11 protein-coding genes are annotated in these 12,573 nt (G+C 32.6%); 3 read left to right on the forward strand and 8 right to left on the reverse strand.

The features are described 5' to 3' along the window. The first annotated feature begins 16 nt into the window (after positions 1-16). The 3 genes from IM755_RS04630 to IM755_RS04640 all read left to right on the forward strand — a co-directional run bounded on the left by IM755_RS04630 (position 17) and on the right by IM755_RS04640 (position 1,800). On the forward strand, positions 17-337 hold the full coding sequence (locus IM755_RS04630; RefSeq protein WP_194094063.1) for a hypothetical protein: 321 nt from the start codon (positions 17-19) through the stop codon (positions 335-337). A 107-nt stretch (positions 338-444) separates the two neighbouring features. Further along, positions 445-1,248, forward strand: a complete 804-nt coding sequence (locus tag IM755_RS04635) for a TIGR00266 family protein (RefSeq protein WP_194094065.1) — start codon at positions 445-447, stop codon at positions 1,246-1,248. A 78-nt stretch (positions 1,249-1,326) separates the two neighbouring features. Further along, positions 1,327-1,800 (forward strand): hypothetical protein, encoded by a 474-nt coding sequence (locus IM755_RS04640; RefSeq protein WP_194094067.1) that lies wholly within the window; start codon positions 1,327-1,329, stop codon positions 1,798-1,800. A 24-nt stretch (positions 1,801-1,824) separates the two neighbouring features. Here the strand turns inward: IM755_RS04640 and IM755_RS04645 are convergent, their stop codons facing one another. The 8 genes from IM755_RS04645 to IM755_RS04680 all read right to left on the reverse strand — a co-directional run bounded on the left by IM755_RS04645 (position 1,825) and on the right by IM755_RS04680 (position 12,484). Next, the gene (locus tag IM755_RS04645; RefSeq protein ID WP_194094069.1) at positions 1,825-2,277 is read right to left on the reverse strand and encodes a 6-pyruvoyl trahydropterin synthase family protein; all 453 of its coding nucleotides are present in this window, start codon (positions 2,275-2,277) and stop codon (positions 1,825-1,827) included. 6 nt (positions 2,278-2,283) lie between these two features. After that, a complete protein-coding gene (locus IM755_RS04650) occupies positions 2,284-2,463 on the reverse strand; it encodes a hypothetical protein (RefSeq protein WP_026726002.1) in 180 nt (59 codons plus the stop codon). Then, positions 2,460-3,215 (reverse strand): enoyl-CoA hydratase/isomerase family protein, encoded by a 756-nt coding sequence (locus tag IM755_RS04655; RefSeq protein ID WP_194094071.1) that lies wholly within the window; start codon positions 3,213-3,215, stop codon positions 2,460-2,462. The genes IM755_RS04650 and IM755_RS04655 overlap by 4 nt, the downstream gene beginning before the upstream one ends. Before the next feature lie 2 nt (positions 3,216-3,217). Then, positions 3,218-6,667 (reverse strand): T9SS type B sorting domain-containing protein, encoded by a 3,450-nt coding sequence (locus tag IM755_RS04660; RefSeq protein WP_194094073.1) that lies wholly within the window; start codon positions 6,665-6,667, stop codon positions 3,218-3,220. A 67-nt stretch (positions 6,668-6,734) separates the two neighbouring features. Further along, positions 6,735-10,139: a porin family protein gene (locus tag IM755_RS04665; protein ID WP_194094076.1), complete on the reverse strand. Its 3,405-nt coding sequence runs from the start codon at positions 10,137-10,139 to the stop codon at positions 6,735-6,737. Between the two features lie 117 nt (positions 10,140-10,256). After that, positions 10,257-10,607, reverse strand: a complete 351-nt coding sequence (locus IM755_RS04670) for a hypothetical protein (protein ID WP_194094079.1) — start codon at positions 10,605-10,607, stop codon at positions 10,257-10,259. 69 nt (positions 10,608-10,676) lie between these two features. Further along, on the reverse strand, positions 10,677-11,930 hold the full coding sequence (locus tag IM755_RS04675; protein ID WP_194094081.1) for an aspartate kinase: 1,254 nt from the start codon (positions 11,928-11,930) through the stop codon (positions 10,677-10,679). An 83-nt stretch (positions 11,931-12,013) separates the two neighbouring features. After that, a complete protein-coding gene (locus IM755_RS04680; RefSeq protein WP_194094083.1) occupies positions 12,014-12,484 on the reverse strand; it encodes a GNAT family N-acetyltransferase in 471 nt (156 codons plus the stop codon). Between the last annotated feature and the right edge of the window lie 89 nt (positions 12,485-12,573).

The raw sequence follows: 12,573 nt of genomic DNA on the forward strand, positions 1-12,573 counted from the left end.
TGTAAAAAATAGAAATATGAAAAAAATAATTTTGCTTTTTAGTTTAGCTTTCTTTTCATCGTTTGTTAGTGTTGACGGATGTTATTTAGAAAATGAAGTTACGAAAAAATTTGTTTTAAGTAGCAGTTTTAGTTTGATTAATGATTCCAAAGACAAAATTTCGATTCACACCGGGACAGGTTTTGTTTCTTTAAATAAAGGTTCAAAAACTAGTATTGGTTGTAACGTAGGAAAAGAAGTGTGTTGGGCAAATGAAGGTAAAAAAGGAGATGTGATCTTTAAAATTACAGCCGATATGTGCGGAAAAACGTTAAAATTATCCGAGTTAATGAAATAATTTATTCTAGTTGTAATTTAAAAACCGAAAGCACTATTGTTTTCGGTTTTTTGTTTTTGTAGTAACATTTTAAATAGGTGTTCGACTAATTATTAAAAATTAAAATTATGCAAGCACACGAAATTGATTACCATATTTATGGTGAAGAAATGCAATATGTTGAAATCGAATTAGATCCCCAAGAAGTTGTTATTGCGGAAGCTGGGAGTTTTATGATGATGGAAGATGGAATTAAAATGGAAACTATTTTTGGTGATGGAAGTCAAGAACAACAATCAGGAATTTTTGGTAAATTATTGTCGGCAGGTAAACGCGTTTTAACAGGAGAAAGTTTGTTTATGACCGCCTATCAAAATCAAGGATTTGGAAAACGTAAAGTTTCTTTTGCTTCACCTTATCCCGGAAAAATTGTTCCAATAGATTTACGTCAATTTGGAGGAAAATTTATTTGTCAAAAAGATTCGTTTTTATGCGCTGCTAAAGGTGTTGCGGTAGGAATTGAATTTTCTAGAAAAATTGGAACTGGGTTATTTGGAGGCGAAGGTTTTATCATGCAAAAAATTGAAGGAGATGGAATGGCTTTTGTTCACTCAGGAGGAACTTTAGCTCGAAAAGACTTGCAGTCAGGAGAATTATTACGTGTTGATACGGGTTGTTTAGTTGGATTTACCAAAGATGTAGATTATGATATCGAATTTGTTGGTGGAATTAAAAACACCATTTTTGGAGGTGAAGGGATTTTCTTTGCAACGCTTCGTGGTCCTGGAATTGTTTATATTCAATCGTTACCATTTACTCGTTTAGCAGATAGAATTATAGCATCGGCACCTAAAGCTGGTGGAAGCAGTAGAGAAGAGGGAAGTTTACTTGGAGGATTAGGAAGAATGCTTGACGGCGATAATCGTTTTTAATTTAACTTATTTTTATATATTGATTTTCAGTAGTTTAGATTAAAATTTGTAATTTTATTAGTCTAAACTCTGGAAATCATGAAAAATAGAACAGTATTAAAAAATGCATACCTAATTTTTTTAGGTATCGGATTGTTTTTCCTATTAATGGATTTTTTAGGATTGGCAAGTAAAAATTACTTACGCTCGTTAAACGCTTTTATAGTTTTATACGGAATTCATAAAACAATTAAGTATAATTACGATAAAGGGAAAATGGACTATTTTGAAAATCTATTTTCTGGATTTGTAACAGGAGTGTTAGGCGTTTTCCTTGGAATAGTTGGTTTAATCGCATTCATCTATATAAAAGGAGGAGAAAGCTATTTAACAACATTGTCTGATACTTTCTTTTTTGTTGGAAAAATAAATATCATTCAGTATTGTGGCGTTTTGTTTTTTGAAGGCGTTGCTTCAAGTTTAATTGGCGCTTTTGTAATGATACAATTTTATGGTGACAATAAAATTAAAACTATAATTAAAAAGCCAAAAACAGCAAAGTCTCCATTATAGGGACGCACTTGTAATTTAGATTTGCTAATCATTATCACTAGCAAACCATTCTGCAAAAGAAGTCTCAGTTTCTTGCAAACGTAAGGAATGTAGTTTTATGTTTTCAGGTAAAAGATTTTTTATTTTATTTGAAAAATCAATTACCATGTTTTCGCTAGTAGGTTGGTAATCTACTAGAATAACATCATGCCCTCTTGATTTTAATTCATGAGCTAGTTCTATATGTGGAGTGTTTTTATTAAAAACCGTGGCATGATCAAAAATATCAACAATTTGTTCCTTTACAATTTTTTTCAAATCACCAAAATCGATTACCATTCCAAATTTTACATTTGATGAGTCTTTGATAGGTTTCCCAATAACAGTAACTGACAGTTTGTAACTATGTCCGTGAACATTTTTACATTTCCCGTCATAACCATAAAGTGCATGACCTGTTTCAAAGTTGAATTGTTTGGTGATTCTTATATTAGACATGGTGTTTTATTTTAAATTTTGTTCTTTTTTTTTAGCTCTGTAATATAGTGTATAAGCTATTACTGCTAATACAATAAAAGGTACAAATGATCCAATTAAAACTCCTATTTGATATTGACTATCTGGAGCTTCTTTTAATTTTTGTTCTACATTTACTTGTTGTAAAAAAATAATTAAGTTTCTCATTTCTTAAATTTTTCTAATGCTTTTTTTGTAAAATCAGACAAAACTAATCTTCCTGAAATAGCAGCTCTTTCATACAATAAGCTATCCCAATTATCGGTGCCTTCCCACAATATTTGTTTTAAATCGGCTAAGGCTTCCTTATTATATAGTGCAAGTTCGTTTGTGTAATTTTCGAGACGTTCATCTAAATCATCTATGTTTTCAAAAACTTCAGTGAATAGACCTTTTTCTTTTGCCCAATTGGCCGATTTCCATAAAGTTGGGGTTAAGGTCATTTCAGCTAAAGCGGTTTTTCCTATTTTTCTACTCACAGCTGGCTCAATTACAAATGGACCAATTCCAATAGCAATTTCTGATAATTTGATATCGCTTTTTTGTGTTGCAAAAGTGTAATCACAAGCAGCAGCAAGGCCTACACCACCGCCAACAGCTTTTCCATGAATTCTTCCAATGATTAACTTAGAACATTTTCGCATGGCATTAATTACATTAGCAAATCCAGAGAAGAATTTACTTCCGTCTTCATAATTCGATATAGCTACCAATTCATCAAAAGAAGCTCCTGCACAAAAAGCACCAGTTCCTTCACTTTGTAAAATAATTACTGTTACAGATTCGTTTTTATTTAGTGATGCTAACTCATCTGTTAATTGTTGTAATAATGAGCTTGGAAATGAATTACTAGCCGGGTGAGAAAAAGTAACCTTGGCAATATTATTTGCTATTTCTGTCTTAATTGAACCTAATTCCATTTTTATCTTTTTAAACTGAAATGTGATTTAAATTCTTTCTTTTGATTATTTTCTAAATACTCTACTTTAAACCAATAATCAGTAGAAGGCAATAAATTTCCATTGTATGTTCCATCCCAACCTTCGCCATATGGACTAATTTGTTTTAATAATTTGCCATATCTATCGTAGATATAAATTACACCTTCATAAGATTCAGGTAAATAGATATTCCATTTGTCGTTATAGCCATCATTATTTGGTGTGAAATAATTTTGGTATGTTATGGTTTGGATTATGTTAGTTTGTAATAAGCCACAACCTTGAATATCTCTTACATAAATTGAGTAACTTCCATTTGGTAAATTGGGAAATATTGGACTTGACTGCCAATCTATAGCATTTAAACTATATTCATAAGTTCCAAATCCACCAACTGCTGTTGCGGTAATGGTCGATAGTCCAATAGAAAAAGCTGGTGTAGATAGAGTTGCATAAACCGATTCTGGTTCTGAAGAAAAAGTTGCCGTAATACTATCGGTTTCTGAACAACCTGTAATAGTATTGGTTACAATTACTGAATAGGTTCCTGCTGCTGTAATATCAAATAATGGTGAGTCTCCATTTGGATTTGCTGGTGTCCAAACATAAGAATAATTCCCTGGAACCGTTGGAGTAGCGTCTACAATTTGAGAGCCAATTCCTGTTACAGGATCTAAGCACAAAGTGAAATTAACCCCTAAATCGATTACAGGTAATGGATTAATAATTAGTTCAAGCCAAGGTCCTAAACCAACACATTCATTATTTAAATTACTATCCATTCTAACCCAAATAAGTTGGTTGTTTGGAATTGTATTTCTAAAATTAGTAACATCTGTAATTCTATTTATTTCTGAAATAGCATCTGTTTCTGTTAGATAGTAAGAAAAATTGTAAGATTGACTAGAAGGAAATAAAGAGGTTAAGTTGTTTTCAATTCCAGTTAAATCAAAATAATGAATACCATCTCCACTTGGATCACTTGTATTAAGAAAAACATCACATTCTTCATTTTGGTATCGATAGCTTTGAGCAATTGTAGTAGCCGAAACGATTAGATTTACTTTAGCAGTTCTATAACATCCTTCTGAATTAACAATTCTTGCCCAAACTACAGCTCCATTAAATGCATTAAATAAGATTTCATTAGTAACAAGATTTGTGTTATTCTCTGCTCCGTTTTGTGTATTATGATAACTAAATGTATAGGTAGCATTATTAGAAATTAAAACATTAGCTTCTGTTAAATTAAAATCAGTTCTTGCATCTGTATCCGTATCACATTGTTTTAGCGTAACTTCATTATTAACTACAGGTCTTGGATTTACTACTAGATTAAATGAAGTAGTACTATAACAAGATGTTGAAGTGTTTGTTAAACGTACATAAATTATTCTACTATTTGTGTAAATAGAAGTTATAGCATTTGTGCCTAAAATAGCATCATTAGGGTCAGTATGATAGGTAACCACAATTCCAGATTGCGATCCAAGTATTTCGTTGTTTTTCGTTGTTAAATTAAAAGTAACAAATCCATTAGTGTCATTTCCATCGGCAGTATTATCACATTCTTTTAAATCAGTTATAGGAGAAATTATCGGTAACGGATTATTTGTTACTGTAATTACAGCAGAAACACCTTGACAAACACCAACAGAAGGAATAGTATAGGTATAGGTGCCACTTGTATCAACAGCTGGATTAAATATGCCGGTTCCAGAAGCTAATGCTGGAGACCAAATACCACCTGTTTGTGCTCCAGTTCCTAAAAGTGAAAATAAATCAAAAGGAGCATTATCTCTACAAATTGCAATAGCATTATTAGTTCCTGCATTTCCTGCTTGTTGAATAGTTACGTTAACTTTTACACTAATAGTTGTTAAAGATGCATTACAATCTTTTGTAAAAGAATAAACATATTCTCCTGGAATATTTATTGTAGCATCAAAAACATTACCGTTCAATGGTGCTCCACCAACTGGCACAGTCCAGGTTCCTCCAGTTCCTGGATTTCCATTGATGGCATCAAATAAGTTGGCTGTTGAAACAGAACATACGGTAATATCCGAATCTTGAGGAGTACTGCCAAATCCAGAATAATATCCTGCATATCCTGAAGCGTTACCTAAAAAACCAAATACCCCAACAGCAAGAGGGCCTGTTGATACTACATTTACATCACCTGTAACGCCACCAATACGATACGTAACCCAATCGGTATTTCCTAAAACGGTTTGTGCTTGTGTCGTTGGAATTGCGTTTCCATTTACAGTTAGAGTAGCATTTGAATATGTTAAAATCATTAAATCAGATGTGTAACTAGTACTTCCAATTTGATCAACAGCAGGTATATTAACAGAATTTTGAAAGAAACAACTCAAAGGTGGAATAAAATTCATTCCAGAAGTTGCTGTGTCGTTTCCGCCTCCTAATAATTGATATGCAAAAACCGGTTTGTTTGTTTTTACATATATATTCCTATTTATTGTTCCCTGATATCTTGAATTTGGCACCAAATAGAATTGACCTGCATTGATAGTTGCTGTTGGAGTAGTATCATCATTAATAAAGATCTCTGTTCCATCTTCATGAGCTACGATTAAAGGAGTTTCCATTTCAGGAGTTCCATTACCTTCAATAAAAATATATTCTGTTCCAATTTGAGATGCTGATACAATTTGATCTAATGCGAAATCACCTCTGCCTTCATCAATTCCTCCTAATGCATTTCCGGTATTTACAGCAACCGGCTTATCAGAACTTACTAAAGCCCCAATAATCCCTTCTAAGTTATCTGTATATAAGCTATATCCACTAAATACAACACTTTGTCCTTCATTTAATACAAATGTTTGTGAATCGCTAGTAATATCACCAGTTCCGGAAGTAAAAATAACACCTGTATTGTAGTTTGATAATGTTACAGTTGTATTGTCTTCGGTTGCCATTACACTATTTACAAAAGATTTTCTATTATCGAGTGTTTCATTTATCATGCAACCTAATCTAAAGCTTGTTCCTATGCCAGGTCTGCCTTTTGAGATTAAAGTTTCGGCATGACTCGTATGTCTCATCCTGAAACTTGCATAAAAATCTTTGGATCCTTGAGCTATAATGCCACAATTTGAAACTACTGTGTTTACATCTGCAATGTCTAAAAACATTTTTGTAGGTTGTCCATTCCCAATAGTAATTACAACAGGTGTGGCTTGCGATAAACTAAATGGAGAGCCCGGAAATGGTGCTCCATTACCATCAGTTACGGTAACTAAAAAAGGAGTAACTTCAGGTGTTGATAAATAAAGATAATGGTCTTGTATTGCAATTTCAGATCGAGAATGCAAAGGTGGAATCCAATGCTTATTACTCAATTGAGAAAAACCTAATGAAGTTATTAATAAAACAACAGTTATGAATATATTTTTAATCATAATTTAAATTCGGGTAATTTATAGCTCGTAAAATTAAATAGAAATTTAGAACTAATCTAAATATTAACTAAAAAAACGCTCGTAATTGAATATTTCCTGTATGAATAGTTTTACTAGTTTCACTATCTCTTCCCTGATAATTGATGTTGATATCTAAGTATTGGGTAAGATTCTTTTGTAAAAGCAATCGCCAGGTCTGATTTTTTCCAGGTTGTAAACCTTCAAGCATCTGAAACGCAACTGGCGCTAAATTATTGCCATCAAAAGTGTTTTTATAATAGGAAAACTCTCCGTTTATACTAAATCCTTTAGTACTATTAATACTAAATGACGTTCCAAATCTGCTTTGAACTAATGTCTCTAATGCGCCTATCTGATTTTCCTTATTTTGATATTCGTAAAACACATCCCAACTCGCATTTTTAGAGAACAAGTAACCAATTTTTGGCGCTATTTGGTAACTTTTAATTTCATAATTGCGACTTGGATAATTCTCAGATGTCGAGTTTGTTTTTGTAGTATTTCCAGATAGGTTCACTAACCAACTTTTACGAATTAGGTGTTGGTATTGCAATTGGTGCGATTGATTATAAGCTGCTACACTTCCTACAGAAAGTAAACTTCTGGATTCGTTTGATAAATAAGAATATGTAGTAGAATGGTGTTGTTTTCCTCGATTAAAAAACAAACTGTTTCTAAAATTTAAATTCATTCCTACTAAATCTGCTTCTTTATTTTCAAATGGATTCAAGTTAAAATTATCTCCGTTTCTCAAATTTTTTCTATCAATTAAATAGGATGTTTGATTGTAAAAATGAGAAACCAATTTCTTTATTCCCGTTGCTTTTTGCCATTCTGAAAAATTCAGATTTACAGTTTGAGAGAATTTATTTTGATGTGTTCTAATAAAAACCTGATTCGGCAAATAGACTCTAACATATTTAGCTAAATCTGGAAATGGAGCAATTTCAAACTCTTGTAATTCCTGAATTCCATTACCATTATAATCGTTCCACATGTAAGTTCCTTGCGTTGGATCAACTTCTAAATAGGTGAATTCTTGTTGGGCTATAGTTCCAGATAAGGTTTCATAAACGGTTGTCAGTTGCAATTTCTGTCCAAAAAAACGATCATTATACAAAACTCTTGAATTCAATGAAGGTTCATCTTTTTTGTTAGCATCTTCATATTGCAATCTTCGATAATTGATAAAAACGGCTAAGTTGCTTTTTTCGGTTTTCAGTAATTGCGATTTCAAATAATAAGAATTAGAAGTATTAACACGTGCTATCGAATTGTTTTGTAAACTATCATTTTTACGTTGCAAATAACCCAATTCTACAAAAACCTTGGTCGAATCTCCTCGTCCTACAAAAGCACCATATTCGGTAAAGCGCTGACTCAATGCAGAAAACGTGTTCATAGCTTTTATTTTTTCCGAATTGTCTTCCAAGTTTAAAGTAGCGCCAATCCAATTTTTGTTGATTTTGTACGAAGTACGATTTTGACTTCTTATGAATTTCGATTCCGAAGCTGTTGCGTCGCTTTTCATGGCGCTCGAATTACTCCAAATCATCCAGTTTTTTGAAGCATATCCTCCAGATAACGTATGCTTATTTCCCGAAAATGTATCGCCAAAAGTCAAATTTTCAAACTGATACAGTGCTTTTCCTTTATTGTTGAAATTGAAATCCAGTCCCGAAGTTACAATACTTTGATTGCCCAATGGCGTTGCCGAAATGTTCCAATCTCTATTAAATTCAATGTTGTATAAACGCTCAATCGTTTTGAAATTTTCCTGTACAAATTGAAAATTCGTAAAAACATCCATTTTTATGGATTTGTCGATAAGACGTTGCTTTCCATTAAATTTTCCTGCAAAACCCTTATTGTTATTGTCATCAATAGGAGAATATAAATTTCGGTCGCTATTACTCAATGCCATTTCGAAATCTAAATTTGTTTTTTCAGTTGGATTATATGTTCCAAAAACGGTTGCCATTTGAATTTTTGTTGGCGCAATCAATCGGATAATAGGTTCATAATTTCCTTGTGGAACGCCAGCAATTGGAGCCACATATTCGTAAATTTTTCCAATCGCTTGATTGTTGGACAAAACGTAATTTCCGAGATTATTTCCTACCAATGAAAATGTTACGTTGTATAAAATGTCATTTGGATTATTAGAATATTCAAACACTTCAACTGGGCCAACAAACACTTTTCTATACAGAATTTTATTTTCAGAATAGCTGTCCAAATAAGCCGATTCGCTAATCATTGCTGAAGTGTCATCTCCTGCGGCTTGTAAAACATCAATTTGTTCCGAAGATAAATTTTGTTGCAAAGGCTGGTTTTTAACATCACTTTCCGAATACACATAACCTCCAATTTGCCAATTTTCTCGCTCGTGCGAAATCCCGCCATACGTGATAAATCGTGTATAATTTCTATCGGTGTATTGATATTCGATGTTGATTCGCATTTCGGAAGTAATCGGAAATAACGAAGTAAAGATGATTTCCCCTGCGTTGTAATCGATGATGTAATCATTGTTTTCTCCACGGGTTTTCAAAATTCCGTTCACATAAACCCGTTCCGAACCTGAAATTACTAAAACGTACAATTCGTTATTATTGCCACGCAGTTTATACGGACCTTGATTACCCTCTTGACCTGTAAAAGTACTTCTTGCGTATTGACCACGCACCAAAGCACCAGATGCAATGACTTCAGTTTTTTTATCAGGTGTTCCAAAGATGAAGCGAGTGGCTAAACCTTGTACTTTTTTGTTGAAATTCAGGAAAGCTGATTTTCTATTTTCCAGAAATAAATCTCCAGCGCGAATATTCCATTTATCTGAAAATAATTCGATGAAGATTTGGTCAAATTCGTCCAATTTTTGCGAATAACCACCTTCTTGCAACGGAATATTACTATCTTGAATGGAAGCGCGTAAACTGACTTTATCCGAAATTTTTCCTGTGATTTGTAAATCTAAATTGGAATTCACCACCGTGTTTTGATTGTTTCCAACCGTAACGCCACGTGTAATACTTCCCGAAGTATTCAATCCGTCGAAAGGTTTGAATTTGGTGTTTTTGTCTTTTTTGAAAACGACTAATTTTCCTGCTTCGTTGGAAACCACTTTGTCGTCATCGTAAATAGAATACGTTTTGGTTAAAAACTCTGGAAATTTTGAATAGCGAACCACTAACGAATCAGAAGTGTTGATTTCTTTGGTGAAAACTAAGGTTCCTTTTTGGAAATTTACTTTGTAAAAGCTGGTATCAATGAGTTTTCCGTTTTTGTCTTTAATTTCAAAAAAGGAATTATTTAAACTAAATTTTTCAATCGAAATCGTGTCTTTTGAAAACGCAATTTTTTTAGTTGGATACGATTGCAACGTTTCCTGAGCAAAACCGCCCAAAAAACACAATAAAAATCCCGCTAAAAAAACAATTTTTTGCATAAATACTATAACTCCGAATCTTCAAAAGTAGTATTTATTGTTGGAAAAAAGGAATGATTTTGTTTGAACCGCGGATTCGCAGATTTTTTAAATAATAATCTGCGAATCTGCGGTGATTTATTTTAACTGTTTGTTTTCGTAGATAGAAATTATCTCATTATAAATATAATAACTAAAAGCTTTGTCTTTGTTTGTAAAACGTTTAAAATTCGATTTACTATTTCTATTATTTAAATGATAAACATTGTAAAAAAAGAAATTCTTTTCAATTACCCAACCTTCATCTGTTCGTTTATCTTCGCAAAACAACAACCAACTTTTATGTGTTGAATCATTTTTAATCAAATATTCATACACAAGTAATTCAGAAAAATCATCAAAATAACATTCTTTAACCAAATTATAAACTGATATATTTGGTTTTGAATTCAATTCTTTCGGAATATTTAATAATTTTTCTAAACTCATTATCTCGCTTATTTTTAGAAAAAGTTATGAAATTGGCACATCGACTAATTGTCTAATTGCCAAATTAAACTACTCCTTCGTAATCACCTGCATCGTTTCTCTCGAAATCTGACGTAGCAATATCGTTTTGTTTGTTTCTACTACTTTTGCAGCGTTTTCATCAAAATGTCTGATGGTGTAAAGCGATACGTTTTCGTTATAAGAAACTTTGAATTTTTTTGCTAATACTTTTCTTAACTCTTCGAAAGTGTTGTATTTATCTTCGATACAAACGGAGAAACTAATTGCTGTGTTTTGAATTAAATTCACTTTAATCTTGTATTTTGAGAACAAGCCAAAAATCTCACTAATGTGATTTTCCATGATAAAATCGAAATCAATTGATGATAATGATAATAACAATTGGTTTTTCTTAACGATAAAACACGATGTTTTTGGTTCTAAATCGGCACCTTTTGAAACGCTTGTTCCTGGTAATGTTGGATTGATAAACGATTTTACATACAACGGAATTTCCTTTTTCTGTAAAGGTTGTAATGTTTTTGGGTGAATGACTGAAGCTCCGTAAAACGCTAATTCAATTGCTTCTCTGTAGGATATTTGGTTCAACAAAACCGCATTTTCAAAATATCTTGGATCGGCATTTAAAACTCCGGGAACGTCTTTCCAAATGGTAACGCTTTCCACACCTAAACAATACGCAAAAATCGCAGCCGTATAATCCGAACCTTCACGACCTAAAGTAGTCGTAAAATTATTCTCATCCGAACCTAAAAATCCTTGTGTGATGTTTAAAACTTTCTTTTTAACACCTTTTGAAATCAATTTTTGAGTGGTTTCCCAATCTACTTGACCATCACGGTAGTTGTTATCGGTTTTGATCAAGGGGCGAACATCAATCCAATGATTTAACATGCCTTGCGAATTGAAATAATGACTTACAATCGTGGTAGAAACCAATTCTCCAATACTTACCACTTGGTCATATACAAAGTTGTAATTTGGAGATTTATTACTGCGAATAAAATATTCTAAATCGTCAAAATGTGCATTAACATCAAAAAACACATCGTGCTCTTCGTCCTCAAATAAGTCTAATAAAATTTGGTTGTGGTATTTGCGAACTTCCTGAAGTGACGCATTCAATTCTTTCGATTTTTCAAAATAGTTTTTGATAACTACTTCCAAAGCATTTGTGGTTTTTCCCATGGCAGAAATTACCAACAAAACATCTTCGTGTCCTACCGTGTTTAAAACATGCAATACATTTTTTACGCCTTCGGCATCTTTAACCGATGCACCTCCAAATTTGAATATTTTCATCTTAAAAATTAGTTGTGTTTGTATATAGGAACACAGATTATAGAAATTTCTAAAATTTTTAAAATCTGTGTTCCAAAAATGATTTATTCGTTTAAAAAATTAGTAATTCCGTTTTCATCCATATGCACCACACGCCAATCGCGCAAAACTTTAGCACCCGATTTTTCATAGAAATCGATAGCTGGTGTATTCCAATCCAAAACGTTCCATTCGATTCGGCGGACATTTTCGGCTTTTCCTTGTTTGATGATTTCTTTGTAAAGTGCAAATCCGGCACCGGTTCCGCGTTTACTCTCTTTTACGACTAAATCTTCTAAATGGATCGTTTTACCTTTCCAAGTCGAGTAACGATAATAGTACAAAGCCATTCCGATAATCTCGTTTTCAACTTCGGCAACAAAGCATTGAAAAAGTGGATTTTCGGAAAAACCATCGCGAACCAAATCATCTACGGTAACTACAACAGCATCAGGTTCTTTTTCAAAAGTGGCTAATTCCTGAATCAATTCTAAAACCGAAGGCATGTCGTTTTTTGTAGCTTTTCTAATCATCATTTTTTCAAATTTTTTACAAAAGTAAAATTAACTTAAACATCTTTTCAAATATTTTACATGATTTCACAAAAAACACGATATTTGTGCCT

Source organism: Flavobacterium proteolyticum (genome assembly GCF_015223105.1).
GTDB classification, from domain to species: domain Bacteria; phylum Bacteroidota; class Bacteroidia; order Flavobacteriales; family Flavobacteriaceae; genus Flavobacterium; species Flavobacterium proteolyticum.